This is a genomic window from Desulfosarcina ovata subsp. ovata, from assembly GCF_009689005.1.
In the GTDB taxonomy this organism is placed as follows: Bacteria; Desulfobacterota; Desulfobacteria; order Desulfobacterales; family Desulfosarcinaceae; genus Desulfosarcina; species Desulfosarcina ovata.
Window position 1 is genome coordinate 3,393,572 of record NZ_AP021879.1, and the last position, 15,779, is coordinate 3,409,350.

Sequence of the window (15,779 nt, forward strand, 5' to 3'; positions counted from 1 at the left end):
GACATTATAAAGCGGAAAGTTGGTGACATAATGAACCATGTCGGCGTTGATGATTCGATTCAGCCAAGTTACCGGTACTACATATCAATAGACACCAACTCCCCTCAATGCATCCCAATTGCCATAGCGGAAACTCTTCGTGGTGATCATGTTCTCATCCTCATATAGCAGGGTGAAGGCGATCTGGTTGGAATCGGTATTGCTCCAATTTCTCGCGGTGACGATTTCAATCTCCTCGTCGTCGGTATTTTCCAGGGTTAACCACACCGTGCCTGTGCCGCCACAGCCCCTATAATTCATTTTTTGGCCCCGAAAATTACGATATTGGCCCTAACTAGGCCTACTTTTTAAACATTTTCTATTTTATTTCAGTTGTTTGGTTTGGCGTCCCTCGAACTGTTACGTTGAGAGGTAAATCAAGTTGATTAGATAATGAGAGACGTCCCTATTATTCCCATGCCGAGTTCCTGCCATCTCGTAAAACTGGTGGGACTTAAATATAATCGCAGACGATTATAACTACGCCGTAGCAGCTTAATGCTACCGTTCTACCGGGTTTTTCCCGCGAATCTGGATAGAACGTCGACTAGTGGGATAGCCGATACTGAATGCCTGCTACAGCATTGGCGAACTTTTAGCAGGATAGCCTTTGCAGTACCCTGCCTGATGGAGACTTGTGAGGGCAATACTTAGATATCAGGATAAGCATGTAGATATCTGCGTGGAATGTTTTCGGACGCGGGTTCGACTCCCGCCGCCTCCACCAATTGAAAAAAGACAACCCGTCTCTCCGGGACCACTCTCGGGGGCGACGGGTTTTCTATTTCCCCTTGTTTTCAAAGGGCTTAGGCGGTTTTCACATCAACCCTAAACCCCTCTCCACCCACCTCATTTCCACCATTTTCCAGCCTTTCATTCTCTGTTCGCCTCCGGATTCTCTGTTTTCTCAGGACGAAGTCTGAAGCTCGTCCGGTGGGGCTATTCCTGTTATATCAAGAGGTTAAGCCAACCGGTCTATTTTGAGAGTTATGGAAATACGGCCTGTGGTGCGGAAAAGCACCCGAATTTTCGAACCAAAAGTCCCTCGCAGGATTTAAGAAATGGGATTGATGTGGTTTTCCCTGCAGGGAATGCTCAATACTCGTCGGCTCCTTCAGGTAGGATTCGGAACCGGCAACGATAACACTTTTCGCCCTTGACCCACTCTATGGGGTCCTCTTTGAGACGGAAAAATTCCCGCAAGCGCCTGGACAGTTCTTGCTTCTGTTTCTTCAACTTGTCAGTTGCTAACGGGCTGCTCCAATCGATTTCGCCTCTGGAATTGGCAAATGCTTCCAGGAGCTTCCACTGTACGGTACAGTCTCCATTCTTCTTGCTGTACATGCCCATTTGATAGTAGGTGTACCTCCCGCTTTGGCTACCGGCCCAAATCGTAACCGTGTGTCCGTTCCTGAACTGGATGGGTGTAAACCCAAATTGGGGCAAATTTACTAACAGGCGTAATGGTACCGATTTTCTCGCTCTTTGAAAAATAAAGCTGGACTCAAAACGCTATCTTCGATAAGGTGTCGTCCATGAGTGAGAGCATGACCATTCAGGGGCGCAAATTATTTTCCGAAGATATTGAACTGATTCGTCGGCTGATGGCCGACAATCCGGATTGGCACCGCAGTCGGTTATCCATCGAACTGTGCCGAATGTGGAATTGGCGCACCGATAAAGGTCAGCCCAAAGATATTGCCTGCCGTTCAATGTTGCGTAAGCTAGAACAACGCCAGTTCATCGTGCTGCCGCCACCGTTGCGACCGGGAAATCATTCCCGGCAGATACCTGACATGCCTCATCGTCGCGACCCCATCGAGGGAGTGCTGGACGATCTTCGTCCTGTTGAAATCATCATGGTCAGTGGCCGTTCAGACAACGATCACCTTTTTCATTGTCTAATGGATCGCTACCATTATTTGGGGTGCCGGGGTCACGTTGGCGAGCATATGAAGTATATGGTCTATGATCGCCACGAAAGGCCCCTGGCCTGCCTGCTTTTTGGATCGGCAGCCTGGAAAACAACACCACGAGACCGTTACATCGGATGGAACGTGGCTACACGCCAAGGGAATCTGAAGCTGTTGACCAACAACACCCGGTTTTTGATTCTACCCTGGGTTCGCATTCCCAACTTGGCCAGTTTCATTCTGGGCGCTTGTCTCAGGCGGTTGCGGTCCGATTGGTCCACGCGCTATGGTCACGATTTGTGCCTGGTCGAAACCTTCGTCGATCGTTCCCGCTTTGAAGGGACCTGTTATCAGGCTGCCAACTGGCTAAAATTGGGGCAAACCAAAGGCCGCAGCCGTCAAGATCGCTATCGAAAGTTGAAGGTGCCGGTCAAAGACCTGTACGTTTATCCGTTGACAGCCGATTTCAAAAAGCGCTTATGTGCCGCAGGCTGAAGCTTCGCTACTTGCACGGCAGGCATTCGAGAACCTGCTATCTGCGAGGCGAGCCATGGAGACCACTGTCGATATTCAAAAGCTGCAACGGACCATTGATGAAACCCTTTCCAATTTCCAGACACATTCCGATGCCAACCGGCTGATCATCGATCTGCGCACAGCCCTCTTCTCCACAATTGAGGACTTGATTGTATCTTCCATTGAAAATCTGTTTTCCGATCCATGTTTTTTTAAAGCCGTAAAAAAGCTGGCAGCAAAACTCGGATTTCGCTTCAAGGGATTCAAACCCACCAGCATTCGGCTTTTATCCGGCCGATCGCTACCGATTGAATCCCCTTATTTTGCCAAAGCGCTTCCGAAATCTCGCCGTGGTCGTAAAAGGAAGAAACGGAAACCGAAAAGCGGTATTCACCTGGGGTTGGCCTATCTGGGTTTTATGGATCGTTGCAGCGCTGTTTTGGCATCGGCGTCTGTTCAGGCAAGCTTATTGTGTCCGTCATTTGAGATTGCCAATCGGACCTTGTCTTCTGTTGGCATCGACATGGATATTAAAACGATCCGGCGGTTGTGTATGCACATGGGCAATCGCTCCATGGAGAATCGGCATCGGATAACATTATCGGAAAATGACCATGTAACCGGCCGCGTTTTGTTCGTGTGCATTGATGGTGGCCGCCTTCGTGAACGCCGGACCAAAAAGGGGCGGTTGGCTTCCCATCAAAAACGGAGAGGATATTATTCCGACTGGCGGGAGCCGACACAAATCGTTATTCAATGGCTCGACGCCCAGGCAAATCCGATCAAGGAAATTGCCCCGCTTTACGATGCCACGATGGCCGACATCAACGGTGCGTTTGAATTATTGGAAGATTATCTTCGTCAAATCGGCGTTGACCAGGCCGACGGAGTAATTTTCTGCGCGGATGGCGATCGCAGATATTGGAAACGATTTTCCTCACTGGCAGAAAAGCTTGAAGCCAAGACGTGTTTCCAAGTGATCGACTATACCCATGCCAAACAGAATTTGCATATTGTCGCGGATCATCTTCCCAAAACCCTTGAAGCCAAAGAGCGAACGGCGATTCTCAAGAATTGGAAGGACCTGTTATGGCAAGGAAATTTGATGGAAATCCGAAATCAGATTCGTCAGTACATCACGTATCCGTCGAAGCTAAAGAAAGCATTGAACAAGTTCAACAATTACTTTGTGAAAAATCTCCGCCGCATGCAGTATGCGGCCTTTCGGTTATTAAATCTGCCGACCGGCAGCGGTTGTGTTGAAAGCGCGATACGTCGCGTGATCAATCTTCGGTTGAAAGCGCCGGGTATTTTTTGGAAGCGTGAGACCGCTGAGGTCATGCTTTTTCTCAGGAGCACATTACTTTGCGGGCGTTGGGATAATATGCTGGAACACTTGCTACAACTGAATCGAGGAACATTTGAAGCTTGCCCCTAAATGGGATTGCACCCAACTGGATTTTTATATCGGACCATCTTGTCCCGTCTGGCGTCGGAAAACATTCTGTAGTTTTTTCTTTTTGGGAATCTTCTGCAATGTTTTCCTTTTGCTTTGCCGCTTGTTTATCCGCGTTATCCAACATCCTCTTAAACGCTGTCTTGGCATCATTATCGTAATTCTCAAAAAGCTGCCGTGCATATTCAATATAAGTCTGCTCTTCAGGAATCATTACCACAAGGCATCGCCCAAGTTTAATGTCAGTCTCTTCCAACCACAAAGCTACTGTCTGGATCTTGTTTAATAAATCCTCGCCACCTATGGTGATTTCATCAACATCCCAGTGTAAAAGAGCCTCAACCAGCTCATCCATGTCACTCTTGATATTTTCATTAAATTCGAATCCGGTTTTCGACATCCCTTTGATGCAGGTATCAATTCGGTGCTTAATATTGATCACAAGTGTTGACAGAGGGTATGGGTGCCAAGCCACATGATGGCCAGTTCGATCTGTGATAGCTCTTTGGCAAAGCATCCAGTACTCTCTAAGCATCATAAAATATCTGGATGTAGAACGATATTGTTGCTGGCCTTCTGGCGTTGGATATATGCAACTTTTCAGCTTTGCATTAATTATATAATCACCAGCATCTTTGATCGGTTGCAAGGATTCCTCAATGCATTTGTTCATGATCTTTGAAATAGAATCCTTTGTTTTACCCTGGTCGCTATCGATCAAAGGCATGTCAGGATGGTGAAGCAACATCACTGAATAAAGTGCTGAAAGAGAATCCAAATAAGCTGAAACTTCAGATGTGTCGGCTTTGAATAATTCATCGGATATTTTTTTTAGCAAAGGCTCCTTTTCAACAGAGCAATTTATCCATTCAGTAAGGGAATCCATCAAAGAGTCAAAATCACTTTCGGGTATTGCACCTGGATAAAAGCATTTTATTCGTACTAGATCTCTCAAACATATTGTCGCAGCAACAGCATTCGACAGATTGTGCCGAAAGAGTTCACTTTTCCCGACCTCTTCTTCAGGTTCACCCTGCTTGATTGCCCACAGTCGTTTTACAACGGCCTGCCCGGGCAGAAACGCATGTTCGATGTTTTCGTATTCCCATGGAGGCATTGATGGTAACTCATCAAGGTCCAAGTTTAAAAGAGCTATTTCCCGGCATTGATTTTCTATTTCGTACTCTGAGTCTCCAATCCATGTATTTATTACACAGCAAGGGAAAGACCTCTTTGTATTTAATCCCATTGGGACAACTTCGGGATAGCAGTCCACTCCGTTCATTTTGAGTTCAGAAACCGGAGCGATTTCTGATTTGGAAGCAATTAAGGGAAATGTTTTGAGGGCATTCGTAACCAAGCAGGCTGGGCATTCATCATTGGCAACATCAATTACAGGTAGATATGCCAGTGCCTGATGGAAAGCCTTTTGAGCTTCCTCGAACTCAATTTTATGACTCGCTTTTAGATGATGCTGCAGTACACATTTAGTTTCTGGCTGGCAAAAACAAAAACAGAAAGATGAGGAAAGGCGTTCAAGACAGGTCCATGCCCAGTTCGCAGCCTTTTTAATTGAGGAAGGCATAGATTTTTCAAAATCAAAGTGGCAGAGATAGTCGTTATGCGAACTCATCATCTCCCTCTGGTTTGATCGTGAAATGGCAGCGGTAACACCCTTCTTTCTTCAGATATTCGATGGGTTCATCTTCAAGCCGGAAAAATTGCCTCAGCTTTTTAGACAGGTCCTGCTTGCGTTTTGGCATGTTATGGAACGGGGTATCCTTGGGGCTGGTGTTATCTATGACGCCACGATTTTCTGCAAAGTCCAGCAACAGTGCCCAATGGACAGTGGGATTCCCGTTTCGGGTATTGGCCATCCCCATCTGTGTGTAATTGTATCGGCCGTGTGATTTCTTGGTGTGGATTGAGACCGTATGCCCATCCACGAACTTGATTGTGATCCCACTCCAACTGATTCCAGCCGGTGTATCGAAATGAACCATGCCACCGGAGCCAGGCTCGGGGATTTCCTCGTGAAACGGAGCGAACAAATCGTCGGGAGTCCGGCGTACCTGAAGGCAGCCCTGCACGTCGAACGGCATCTCGTTTTCCAGCGCCAGGAAGATGGCTTTGCGTTGAGCCAGCATCTGTTCAGCTGGAGGGGACAAACGTCGCCGGGTCGGTGTCAGGAGCACAAAGGGATCGGCATGAAGCAGGCAAAGATTCTTCACGATTTCAAGTAGTTCGTCTTGACCTTCCTGTTGAGTCAAGAATACGGGAAATGCCAGTCCGGCCGTGGGCACGAAATCACCCAGGCGCCATGTGTGCCGGCAGCCGTCAACCTTACTTTCGCGGTGATCGATTGCCAACGCTGAACAGATATCCTTGTGCAGGGAAGTTCGCTTCACCGAATAGATGAGGGTGTCCTGCCGCTTGAGCGGGTATGGCTTTTCCTCCTGCTCTGGACAGACAGCCACGATGTCGTTAGACGCGTGCGTCACCACCTTGCGCGGGCATCCCAGTCCACATTGCGTCGCGCAATCCACGGCCGTTGCATGATTTCGGGTCAATTTGAGGTAGCGGTTTTGGAAATTCTGGAACCCAGGCCACCCATCAAGATGCTGATGCCACTCGACCAGGGGGGCGGCTTGCCCAGGCAGATCTTCCAGGTATTGCCAGAGCACACATTCACTCACCGCCACCCTCCGAATCCATGACAATAAAACCCCGGTTGGTCATCCACTGCTCGATGATTTCAGCGTCATCGTCCCGCTTGAACTGCGCCCGGTTTCCGGAGCTGATGGTCAATGTCCTGGCGTTCTTGGAGTCTTTGAACTTGATGAGAAAGCTGGCTCTTATAAGGGGGCCGCTTTGAGGAATCGACCGTTCTCGCTCACGTAAAGAGGCGAAGATATCCTCGGCCTTTCTGATCTCCACATCTTTCTGTGAACCACCGTGGTATATCTGATACTCCTTGAGACGCACCCATTCCATACCGTCAATGTCATCACAAAGGATGGAATCTTCACCGATCTCCCTTAACGGTTCGAGGGTGAATTTGCTCTTGCCGTTGAAAAATTCACTGTCACCAAAGAAATACTTGCCGAACTTGGTGCGATAGAGATCCTTCTCGCCCTTGGTTTCGGCGTTCATCCGAATTTCACCATGAACCGGGTTGTACACGATGACATCGAACTTTTCCGGACGGAAATACTGGGCCGCAGACTCACCTGCCTCGATCACGGATTCACGGGCATAAGGTTTGCCGTGGCGCACCAGAAACCAAGTGTAATCCTCTTTGGGAAACACATAGACCTTTGAATGTTTCCCCCGGCGTTTTTTAGCGAACCATTCGTCCAACTCGGCCTCCAGCGCTCGAATCGTCTCAGCTGGAGGTACTTTAAATTCCGGGACGGAACCGTTGTTGGTTTTGAAGTATTCGAATGATCGAGGTCGAAAGAGGAACTGTTCGGCGTGAAGCCGTTCGACGAGTTCTCGGTCCTGCATCCATACCTGAATTGCCAGGTCCGCGTGAGCGGCGTTCTCGCCGATTACCACATCTAAATCAGTATCGGCAATGGCCTCCTGGAGGGAGTCGAATCCTTCCTGAGTGGACATTTCGTTCACGTAATATAAAGCCTCGGCCAGGTCATCCGGGGTGGACGCATTCGGATTGAGTAGAGCCTGGCTCAGCGCTTTGTAGTCCAGCTCGTCTCCGTTATCAGTCGATGGCAACTCCACACCGCGATCTGAAAAATAGTCCGCATGGGGTTCAAGAAATGCGATCAGGTGCTCCGGATCAATTCTCCGTAGCATTCCCGGCTTCGAAAAGCGGCGCAGATTGAAAGTTGCCATTGTCGTCTCCTACCTTAAGTTTGTCAGTCTTCCTTCATAGGGCGCTCTCATTTATGTTTCCGGCCCACAACTTTACCCATTATCCGCAAATCATCCTTCGGCCTGACTTTAACCGGTGCCAGGCCTGGATTTTCCGGAACGAGTTCGATTCGTCTATCCTCAAGCCTCAACCGTTTCACGGTGGTTTCTCCATTCAGCACAGCCACGACGATGTCTCCGTTTTCCGCAAGCTGCTGACGTCTCACAATAATCAGGTCGCCGTCGTTTATCCCCGCTCCCGTCATGCTGTCATCGGAAGCGCGGAGCGCGAAAAACTCACCGGACTTGACAGTGACGGCGTCAACCAGAACTTCACCGATGATGTTCCCCTCCGCGAGGACGGGTTCACCCGCTACGACCGTCCTTACCACGGCAACCGCCACCAGATCGGCAGCCATATCCTTTGGCCGCTTGACCACGGTCAAGCCGCGTGCCTTACGGCCTTCACGCTTTAAATGCCCCTTTCGAACCAGCTGGTTAATGCGTTCATGCACGCTTGAATGGCTGATACCAAAGGTAACGCTCAGTTCTTTCACCGTCGGCGGATAGCCCTTCGCATTGATATAGCGGCATATCTCTTCAAGGGTTTCCCGCTGCAGCGGTGTAATTTTCTCTGTCTTACTCCTGCCCATGGCTCATTCCATTTTTCAGAAAGAGGAAAAGGCCCAATGGGCCGCATAAAGATCCAATATACAACCTGATACCTATCAGGTCAAGAAGTCTTATAAAGCCGGATTTCCGACAGTCGGGGAACGCTCTCGGTATGTAACCACTGACAGAGCCGGGCATCGTGCCCGGACGAGCAGTTAGAAACCAGACAGCTGACCGGGAGCAGAGCTCAGGCGGTTGTGGGTGCCGGCAACCACGCATCCCAACCGCATGACGGTATTCCGGCATCCACACCGACAACCCGGTCACATTCGCCGGAGGAACCGATGTTGGATGCCGATTTATCCTTTGAAACTACCATCCCCATACCTTTCGAAGCAGGTGTACAGCCTGATCCGAAGAGACTTTCCCCTGGCAACCGGCTGGATGTCATCGCCTCAATTTTGGCGGTTGCCGTGCTGCGCTCAAAGGTCCGCAAAGCATTTTCCAGTAATAACTTGGAGGACATCGAAGAATATTCCGGAACAACCGGAGAAGGACTTGATTAGTTGCGGGAATCGAGCATTCATTCATGACAAACGCGTCCGAAACCTTGGATAAGGAGTTGTATATGAATGACTTACAAGAAACAGCCCGCAACGGAAAAAATGATGAAAGGACCCGGAATTCCGTCCTGCGGCAACTGGCAACGCTCCAGACTCTGACGCTGGAGCAACTTCGCGAGAAATGGATCGACATCTATGGCAGCGACCCGCCCCGCTACAAAAAGCAGTTCCTCATCAAGCGCCTGGCCTATCGCATCCAGGAGCTCTTTTACGGTGGCCTGTCGGAAACCGCCAAGACACGTCTGCGGCAAATCGCCCTGGATGATCCGGTGGCTACGGTCGAGGGCAAGGTATCCGAGGAGCGCAAATCCAACGAAAACATCCTGCCGGGAACACGGTTCGTGCGGGTTTGGAATGACCGTCGATACGAGGTCACCGCCCGGGAAAAGGGCTTTGAATACGACGGCCGGGTCTTCCGATCACTCAGTGCGGTGGCTCGGGAAATCACCGGCACCCGCTGGAACGGGAAGGTCTTTTTCGGCCTGAAAAAAAGTTATGGCAAAAAGAACGGAGGTGGCAAGAATGCTCGATAACACCAACACAACATCCACCAGGAATAAGCCGCTGCGCTGCGCCATCTATACCCGCAAAAGTCATGAGGAGGGCCTGGAGCAGGAATTCAATTCGCTGGACGCCCAGCGGGAGGCTTCAGAATCGTATATTGAAAGCCAACGAATGCAGGGTTGGCAGGGGTTGCCGGACCGATATGACGATGGTGGATTCTCCGGCGGCAACATGGAACGTCCGGCGCTAAAGCGGCTCCTCGATGACGTGGACGACGGGAAAGTGGATGTAATCGTGGTTTACAAAATCGACCGCCTTTCACGTTCGTTGCTCGACTTCATGAAAATGGTAGATCTGTTCAATGAGAAGGGTATCAATTTCGTCTCGGTTACCGAGCACTTCAACACCACCGACCCGACAGGCCGGATGTTTCTCGGCATCCTGATAACCTTTGCGCAATACGAGCGTGAGGTCATCGCCGAGCGTATCAGGGATAAGGTGGCGGCGGCGAAGCGGCGGGGCAAATACTGCGGCGGCCCGGCCATACTCGGATACGACGTGGATCGGGAAAACAAGAAGCTGCTGACCAACGCGGACGAAGCACCCCTGGTTCAGCACATCTTCCGGCGATTCACACAGCTGGCATCGGCCAGAAAGCTGGCGCAGGAGCTCAATGAACAGGGATACAAAACCAAGTCATGGACCACGAAGAAAGGAAAAGAACGGAAAGGGACCGAATGGAATACCGGTCACATCTACCGTTTACTTGGTAACCGGATCTACAACGGCGAAGTGGTCCACAAAGGGAATAGCTATCCCGGAGAGCATCATGCCATCGTCGACAAGGAATTGTGGGACAAGGTCCAGTCGATTCTCTCTGAAAATACCAGGGCCAAGCAAACCAAAGCCCGGAGCAAGATGATCTCACCGCTGCAGGGAGTGATTCGTTGCGGTCATTGTGACTGCTCGATGGGACCGACCTACACCCAAAAAGGCGAACGGCGCTATACCTACTACATCTGCGAGAAGGACGTCAAGCGGGCTGTCAGCCGCTGTCCGTTGAAACGGGTCCCCGCAGGGGATATCGAGAAGGCTGTGCTCGAACAACTGGGCGCTGTATTCCGAACTCCGACGCTGGTGGCCAAAACCTACTTCGCGGCCAAGGAGATGGAAGAAGCCGAACGGGACAGGCTGACGAAACAGAAAGAGCAACTTGAAGAAGATCTTACACTGGTTCGCAAACGGGCACTTGAATTGATGTCGCCGGATGGAAACGAACCCGATCGGGAGGAAAAACTGGCCACGATCAACCAGCGCGCGGTAACCCTGACCCGACATCTGGCAAACGTGTCGGCCGGATTGCGGGTGTTCGAAAGCGATCAGGTAACGGAACGGGATGTGTCGGAAGCTTTCGAGAGCATCGAGATTTTCTGGGAGGACCTGTTTCCCTTGGAGCGTAACCGGCTTGTGCGATTGCTGGTAGAGAGTGTAAAAATCAGGGAAACCGGCATCGATATGGAACTGAAAACCAACGGCTTGACGAGCCTTATCACCGAGCTGACCGGACTGGCGTGTGAAGTCAAGGAACGGAGGAACGTTAAATGAACATACAACCGACCATCACTGTTACCGAGAACGGCAATCTGCATATCCATATTCCAATGTTGATCCGCCGGATGCGCGGACGGAAGGTCATCATCGCTCCCAAGTCCCTTGACGGCGATATTCCCGACAGTCCGGGACCCGTACAGACCGCCATCGTGCAGGCCCTGGCCCGGGCGTCATCCTGGGCGGAGGTGATCGAGAGCGGTGAAGTAAAATCCATTAGTGATCTCGCGATGAACCTGGATGTGGACAACTCCTATGTGGCCCGCATCCTGAAGCTGTCCACACTCGCCCCCGACATCGTCGAGGCAATCCTCAACGGTGAGGAGCCGGCCGGTCTGTCGCTTGCCAAATTGACCAAAACCTTCCCCACGGACTGGGATGAGCAACGGGCCATGTTCGGCTTCACTTCAGCCTGAACGAAACCAAATATTAAACTGACACATGAGCCGACCTTCGCGGGCGGCTTTTTTTGTGCCCGATCCCGGTGAAATCAACGAAGCCAACGAAATTTCACCGGGGGGTGGCAAAAAAAGTTAAGAAAAATTTCCCTCCTCTAATTCCCTTATCCCCCTGTTTTCCTAAGTAATTAGCCAGCCTTCCCATTCTTCAATCTGCCTCCATCGAGAGTCCCAACGAAATTTCGCCAAAGAAGGGTGACAGGTCTGGTGAACAGAAAAACGTTCATGACCTCACCCGGACAAAGCATGCCGGACCTGTCTTCCGGGAGGTCTTCAGCAGAGGAGGTTCGGCATGACCAAAGTGGCAACAAAGGCATCGCTGTCTCCAGGGCGGAGACGCCTTTTGGAGCTGATGCAGGAAATCAATTTCGGGCGGATCGAAGAGCTGACCGTGCGCGACGGTGAACCGAGTTTTGATCCGCCTCCGCAAGTGGTTCGTGAGATCAAGTTCGGCGGAGAAAACGGCCCGAGACAAGAGGTATCGGTCGAAGACTTTGCCTTAAAGTCCCAGGCCACCCAGCTTTTCGCGCAGCTCGACTACCTGGGGAACGGAACGGTGCTGAGCCTGGATGTCAAGCACGGGCTCCCCTTCCGCATGAGTGTGAAAGAAACGGTTCGGGCATAGGGCTCGAAACCAAAAACAAGGTCACCAGACAACAGACTGGCCGCAGAGCGGAGGTCGTTGTGGGTGTCGCCAGAACCGGCGAACTCGCAACACCTCCGCAAGTCACAGGTAAAGCGTCTCTCCCGGCGAATGTCGGCACCCACACGAGCTCCTCCTCGGCCCCGAGGAGGCTCAAATGGGTTACGAAAATCGCTATCAGGGCATAGACGACTATGCCGTCCGGATCATCAAGTACAAGGCAAGACAACTGGTTGGACGGGTTGGGTTCACCGAATCGGACCGCCAGGACTTGGAGCAGGAGATGGTCTTCGACCTGCTCCGTCGCTTACCGAAGTTCAAACCCGAACGTGCCCAGCGCAACACGTTCATCGCCCGGGTGGTCGAACACAAGGTTGCCACGATCATCGAGGCGCAAAAAGCCGGGATGCGGGATTACCGACTTTGCTCCTGTTCATTGAACGACCGCTTTGAAAACGAAGAAGGCGGTTCCGTCGAGCGGATAGACACCATCAATCAGGACGACTACCTGCAACGCACCGGCAAACTCTCCCGCCCCATATCCGATTTACGGGGGCTGTCCATCGACGTCCGCAGTGCCGTCGAAAAACTGCCGCCTGAACTGCGCGAGCTGTGCAAGCGCCTCCAGACCGAGAGTGTGACGGAGATCTCCCGCGACACAGGTATTCCGCGAGGGACCATCTACGAGTCCATCAAGAAACTGCGGACGCTGTTCGAGGACGCGGGGCTGAAGGATTACCTGTGATCGCCCGACGCTCTTGGACCGGTTCCGGTAGGTAAGAAGCGGGTCGGATGTTCGGAGGAAGCGAAACAGACATCGAAGCATCGGACCCGGGCGCGCCCCTTCACGAACAGTTAACCGAAGGGAACGGAGGCAAACTCATGAACAGAGAAATTTACAGATACAACTTTACCGCGGACGTTCCGCTAAGAGACGTGGAGGAGTCGTTACTCCTAGCTGTCCTTGCGACGGAAAGCCTGCACGGGCGCTCCCTGGTTCGTCTGGACGCGTCATTCTGCCTGCAAGAAAAGAAGAGGTCCTGTGTCGTCGACGCCGGTACCCAAGTTGGCCGTCACATCGCTCGGATCTTCACAGGGTTTCTTACCCGCGAGTTCGGTGAGGAGGCTTTCAAGGTCGAGCGTCTGGGCCATGGCAGTGAGCAGGACGCCGGCCTCCAGGCAACGGGGGCCGCGTGATGAGCACTCCAATGCTGACCACTTACTCGATGTGGAGTCTCTTCCGTAACTGCCGAAAGGCCTGCGACTGGCGTTACCAACGTGAACTCGTGCCGCTGAAGCGAAATCACAATCTTAATTTTGGCTCTTTGATCCATGAATGCCTGGAGATTTGGCACCGTGATCGGGACCTGAAGCAGGTACTGAATTTCATCGACCGCGCGTGCCCAAACCGGGCTCAGGAGGACCGGGAACAACGAGATTGGCACCTGGCCACAGCCATGATGAAGGGCTACGCCGCACGCTACCAGACCGAGGAGTTCGAGGTCATCGCGCTGGAGAAGACCTTCAAAGGGAAGATCGTCAACCCCGCTACGGGCGCTTCATCCCGAAGCTTTGTCCTGGCCGGAAAAGTCGACGGCATTGTCCGGATCGGCGACGAGTTCTTTCTGTTGGAGCATAAGACCGCATCGCAGATCGACGCTGATTATCTGGAGCGGTTATGGACCGATTTCCAGATCATTCTATACGCATGGTACATCGAGCAGACACAAGGGCTCCGCATTGCGGGCATTCTTTACAACATCCTGGTCAAAGCCCGGCTTCAGCAAGGTCGCGGTGAAACAGAGGCGGAGTTTGAGGAACGCCGCCGGATTCTTATCGCCAAGTCAAAGACCGGCAAGAGTTCGGCCAAGCGGAAACATCCTGAATCAGACGAAACCTTCCAGGATCGACTTTGCGCCAAGTACGCGGACCCCGGAATGTTCCACCGGGAATCCCTTTACATCTCACGCGATCAGTTCAGGTCGTTGCAGCAGGATCTCTGGGAACTGACCCAGAATTTCTTGGACGCGCGGAGGCGCGGCGTCTTTTACCGCAACACTGGCTTTTGTTTCCACTACCACCGGCCTTGCGCCTATTTCCCGTTATGCCGTTCCGGCGGCAACCCCAACATCATTGAAAACCTGTACCAACAAGTCCCCCCGCATGAAGAACTGCGGGACGGGGAATCAATCGAAGAGACCCCGGCATTCTGAGGACCAATCAAAAGGAGATAAATATGCTACCAACAAAGAAAACCCAACCTAAACAAGACCTGGCCGACCTCACGGTACTCATCTACGGCCGCAGCAAAATCGGCAAATCAACCTGGTGCTCGCAGTCCGACGGTGCGCTGTTCCTGGCGACCGAACCCGGACTCAACGCCCTGGATGTTTTTCAGGTACCGATAAGCAGCTGGGATGATTTGCTTGCCGCCTGCGGAGATATCGCCGAGGGCAAACACCCGTTTAAGACCATCATTATCGACACGGTCGACAACGCCTACCGGATGTGCAGCGAGTACATCTGCAAGAAATTCAAGATCGAGCACGAATCCGATCTCGGCTACGGAAAAGGCTGGGCCTTGATCAACAACGAGTTCCACCGCGTTTTGACCAAGATGGCCTTCATGTCATACGGCCTCTTTCTCGTTTCGCATTCGGTGGAAAAAGAGATCGAGACCCGTACAGGCAAACACACGCGCATTGTTCCGACCCTGCCCGACAAGGCCCGGAAGATCGTGCTCGGTATGGTCGATCTCATTCTCTTCTGCGACCTGGAAATAACCAAGGACGAGGATGGGAATCCCACATACCGCCGTGTGATGCGGACGAAACCAAGCCCCAACTATGAGGCCGGTGACCGTACCGGACGTCTGCCCGAGACCATCGATCTCGATTTCAGCAAGTTCATTGAAGTGTTCAACATGCCGGCGACCGCGCCCAAGGTGAGTGCCTCGCGATCTCAAGTCGGCTCCGGGGACAAGCAGAGCAAGGTGCCTGCTTCCGCCGGAAAATAAACCCCTGATTGGAGGATAGAACCATGCAAAACGACAACTACGGAAATTATGACCAAGGCTACGACCAGGACGACATCGATCTCGCGCAGTTCGACGATGATTTCGCCGAAGCGGAAGTTGAAGATCGCGAGTTTGAGCCGATTCCCGACGGCAAGTACCAAGTTAACGTCGAGCGGGTGGAGCTTACCCGCGCTCAGACCTCGGGAAATCCCATGCTCAAATGGACCCTGCGCATCATTGCGCCCCGGTTCCGGGGGCGTCTGCTGTGGCGGAACAACGTCATGGTCTCCCGCGAAAATATCAAGTGGCTCAAGACCGACCTGCATACCTGCGGCCTGAGCCTTGAGAAGATCTCGGATCTTCCGGCCAACCTCGAGAAACTGATCAACATCAAGCTCGAAGTAACCAAGCGCACGCGGGGTGAAAACGAAAACGTATATCTCAACAAACGCATTGTGCTCGAAGACGGCAGCGACGAGTACGGCACCGCCGCTAAAGACGCCTTGGCCCCGTTTTAA

17 protein-coding genes and 1 other RNA gene are annotated in these 15,779 nt (G+C 51.9%); 13 read left to right on the forward strand and 5 right to left on the reverse strand.

Annotation, left to right across the window (positions count from 1 at the left end; all coding sequences use genetic code 11):
• Nucleotides 1–84: 84 nt before the first annotated feature.
• Nucleotides 85–300, reverse strand: coding sequence for a hypothetical protein (locus GN112_RS15025; protein WP_155310961.1), 216 nt, complete (start codon nucleotides 298–300; stop codon nucleotides 85–87).
• 136 nt (nucleotides 301–436) lie between these two features.
• On the opposite strand from GN112_RS15025, the gene ssrA reads away from it, so the two are divergent.
• The 3 genes from ssrA to GN112_RS15045 all read left to right on the forward strand — a co-directional run bounded on the left by ssrA (nucleotide 437) and on the right by GN112_RS15045 (nucleotide 3,906).
• Nucleotides 437–766, forward strand: a transfer-messenger RNA (tmRNA) gene (gene ssrA, locus GN112_RS15030).
• Nucleotides 767–1,574: 808 nt separating this feature from the next.
• Nucleotides 1,575–2,447: a Druantia anti-phage system protein DruA gene (locus GN112_RS15040; protein WP_155308407.1), complete on the forward strand. Its 873-nt coding sequence runs from the start codon at nucleotides 1,575–1,577 to the stop codon at nucleotides 2,445–2,447.
• Between the two features lie 55 nt (nucleotides 2,448–2,502).
• On the forward strand, nucleotides 2,503–3,906 hold the full coding sequence (locus GN112_RS15045; RefSeq protein ID WP_155308406.1) for a hypothetical protein: 1,404 nt from the start codon (nucleotides 2,503–2,505) through the stop codon (nucleotides 3,904–3,906).
• Here GN112_RS15045 and GN112_RS15050 read toward each other — a convergent pair.
• Genes GN112_RS15050 through lexA form a run of 4 tightly spaced genes read right to left on the reverse strand, consistent with a single transcriptional unit; the run spans nucleotide 3,818 to nucleotide 8,450 of the window.
• Nucleotides 3,818–5,560 carry a hypothetical protein gene (locus tag GN112_RS15050; protein ID WP_155310962.1) on the reverse strand — a complete coding sequence of 581 codons (1,743 nt, stop codon included), beginning with the start codon at nucleotides 5,558–5,560 and terminating at the stop codon, nucleotides 3,818–3,820. The genes GN112_RS15045 and GN112_RS15050 overlap by 89 nt on opposite strands.
• Nucleotides 5,544–6,620 carry a hypothetical protein gene (locus GN112_RS15055; protein WP_155310963.1) on the reverse strand — a complete coding sequence of 359 codons (1,077 nt, stop codon included), beginning with the start codon at nucleotides 6,618–6,620 and terminating at the stop codon, nucleotides 5,544–5,546. Before GN112_RS15055 ends, GN112_RS15050 begins: the two co-directional genes overlap by 17 nt.
• Nucleotides 6,613–7,779 (reverse strand): hypothetical protein, encoded by a 1,167-nt coding sequence (locus GN112_RS15060; protein ID WP_155310964.1) that lies wholly within the window; start codon nucleotides 7,777–7,779, stop codon nucleotides 6,613–6,615. Before GN112_RS15060 ends, GN112_RS15055 begins: the two co-directional genes overlap by 8 nt.
• Before the next feature lie 47 nt (nucleotides 7,780–7,826).
• A complete protein-coding gene (gene lexA / locus GN112_RS15065) occupies nucleotides 7,827–8,450 on the reverse strand; it encodes a transcriptional repressor LexA (RefSeq protein WP_155310965.1) in 624 nt (207 codons plus the stop codon).
• A gap of 303 nt (nucleotides 8,451–8,753) precedes the next feature.
• On the opposite strand from lexA, the gene GN112_RS15070 reads away from it, so the two are divergent.
• The 10 genes from GN112_RS15070 to GN112_RS15115 all read left to right on the forward strand — a co-directional run bounded on the left by GN112_RS15070 (nucleotide 8,754) and on the right by GN112_RS15115 (nucleotide 15,779).
• Nucleotides 8,754–8,975 carry a hypothetical protein gene (locus GN112_RS15070; protein ID WP_155310966.1) on the forward strand — a complete coding sequence of 74 codons (222 nt, stop codon included), beginning with the start codon at nucleotides 8,754–8,756 and terminating at the stop codon, nucleotides 8,973–8,975.
• A 62-nt stretch (nucleotides 8,976–9,037) separates the two neighbouring features.
• Complete coding sequence (locus GN112_RS15075; RefSeq protein WP_155310967.1) at nucleotides 9,038–9,565, forward strand: DUF2924 domain-containing protein; 528 nt, start codon at nucleotides 9,038–9,040, stop codon at nucleotides 9,563–9,565.
• Nucleotides 9,555–11,141: a recombinase family protein gene (locus tag GN112_RS15080; RefSeq protein ID WP_155310968.1), complete on the forward strand. Its 1,587-nt coding sequence runs from the start codon at nucleotides 9,555–9,557 to the stop codon at nucleotides 11,139–11,141. Before GN112_RS15075 ends, GN112_RS15080 begins: the two co-directional genes overlap by 11 nt.
• Nucleotides 11,138–11,560: a hypothetical protein gene (locus GN112_RS15085; RefSeq protein ID WP_155310969.1), complete on the forward strand. Its 423-nt coding sequence runs from the start codon at nucleotides 11,138–11,140 to the stop codon at nucleotides 11,558–11,560. The genes GN112_RS15080 and GN112_RS15085 overlap by 4 nt, the downstream gene beginning before the upstream one ends.
• A 334-nt stretch (nucleotides 11,561–11,894) precedes the next feature.
• Nucleotides 11,895–12,227, forward strand: coding sequence for a hypothetical protein (locus GN112_RS15090; RefSeq protein WP_155310970.1), 333 nt, complete (start codon nucleotides 11,895–11,897; stop codon nucleotides 12,225–12,227).
• Nucleotides 12,228–12,402: 175 nt separating this feature from the next.
• Nucleotides 12,403–12,990 carry a sigma-70 RNA polymerase sigma factor region 4 domain-containing protein gene (locus GN112_RS15095; RefSeq protein ID WP_155310971.1) on the forward strand — a complete coding sequence of 196 codons (588 nt, stop codon included), beginning with the start codon at nucleotides 12,403–12,405 and terminating at the stop codon, nucleotides 12,988–12,990.
• Between the two features lie 137 nt (nucleotides 12,991–13,127).
• Nucleotides 13,128–13,442 carry a hypothetical protein gene (locus GN112_RS15100; protein WP_155310972.1) on the forward strand — a complete coding sequence of 105 codons (315 nt, stop codon included), beginning with the start codon at nucleotides 13,128–13,130 and terminating at the stop codon, nucleotides 13,440–13,442.
• The gene (locus GN112_RS15105; RefSeq protein ID WP_155310973.1) at nucleotides 13,442–14,458 is read left to right on the forward strand and encodes a PD-(D/E)XK nuclease family protein; all 1,017 of its coding nucleotides are present in this window, start codon (nucleotides 13,442–13,444) and stop codon (nucleotides 14,456–14,458) included. The genes GN112_RS15100 and GN112_RS15105 overlap by 1 nt, the downstream gene beginning before the upstream one ends.
• A 23-nt stretch (nucleotides 14,459–14,481) precedes the next feature.
• On the forward strand, nucleotides 14,482–15,261 hold the full coding sequence (locus GN112_RS15110; RefSeq protein ID WP_155310974.1) for an ATP-binding protein: 780 nt from the start codon (nucleotides 14,482–14,484) through the stop codon (nucleotides 15,259–15,261).
• Between the two features lie 23 nt (nucleotides 15,262–15,284).
• On the forward strand, nucleotides 15,285–15,779 hold the full coding sequence (locus GN112_RS15115; protein WP_155310975.1) for a DUF669 domain-containing protein: 495 nt from the start codon (nucleotides 15,285–15,287) through the stop codon (nucleotides 15,777–15,779).

Bases quoted from the DNA above. Each gene is read 5' to 3' on its own strand.
- GN112_RS15025 (WP_155310961.1), bottom strand. From the start codon at position 300: ATGAATTATAGGGGCTGTGGCGGCACAGGCACGGTGTGGTTAACCCTG.
- GN112_RS15040 (WP_155308407.1), top strand. From the start codon at position 1,575: ATGAGTGAGAGCATGACCATTCAGGGGCGCAAATTATTTTCCGAAGAT.
- GN112_RS15045 (WP_155308406.1), top strand. From the start codon at position 2,503: ATGGAGACCACTGTCGATATTCAAAAGCTGCAACGGACCATTGATGAA.
- GN112_RS15050 (WP_155310962.1), bottom strand. From the start codon at position 5,560: ATGATGAGTTCGCATAACGACTATCTCTGCCACTTTGATTTTGAAAAA.
- GN112_RS15060 (WP_155310964.1), bottom strand. From the start codon at position 7,779: ATGGCAACTTTCAATCTGCGCCGCTTTTCGAAGCCGGGAATGCTACGG.
- lexA (WP_155310965.1), bottom strand. From the start codon at position 8,450: ATGGGCAGGAGTAAGACAGAGAAAATTACACCGCTGCAGCGGGAAACC.
- GN112_RS15070 (WP_155310966.1), top strand. From the start codon at position 8,754: ATGTTGGATGCCGATTTATCCTTTGAAACTACCATCCCCATACCTTTC.
- GN112_RS15075 (WP_155310967.1), top strand. From the start codon at position 9,038: ATGAATGACTTACAAGAAACAGCCCGCAACGGAAAAAATGATGAAAGG.
- GN112_RS15080 (WP_155310968.1), top strand. From the start codon at position 9,555: ATGCTCGATAACACCAACACAACATCCACCAGGAATAAGCCGCTGCGC.
- GN112_RS15085 (WP_155310969.1), top strand. From the start codon at position 11,138: ATGAACATACAACCGACCATCACTGTTACCGAGAACGGCAATCTGCAT.
- GN112_RS15090 (WP_155310970.1), top strand. From the start codon at position 11,895: ATGACCAAAGTGGCAACAAAGGCATCGCTGTCTCCAGGGCGGAGACGC.
- GN112_RS15095 (WP_155310971.1), top strand. From the start codon at position 12,403: ATGGGTTACGAAAATCGCTATCAGGGCATAGACGACTATGCCGTCCGG.
- GN112_RS15100 (WP_155310972.1), top strand. From the start codon at position 13,128: ATGAACAGAGAAATTTACAGATACAACTTTACCGCGGACGTTCCGCTA.
- GN112_RS15105 (WP_155310973.1), top strand. From the start codon at position 13,442: ATGAGCACTCCAATGCTGACCACTTACTCGATGTGGAGTCTCTTCCGT.
- GN112_RS15110 (WP_155310974.1), top strand. From the start codon at position 14,482: ATGCTACCAACAAAGAAAACCCAACCTAAACAAGACCTGGCCGACCTC.
- GN112_RS15115 (WP_155310975.1), top strand. From the start codon at position 15,285: ATGCAAAACGACAACTACGGAAATTATGACCAAGGCTACGACCAGGAC.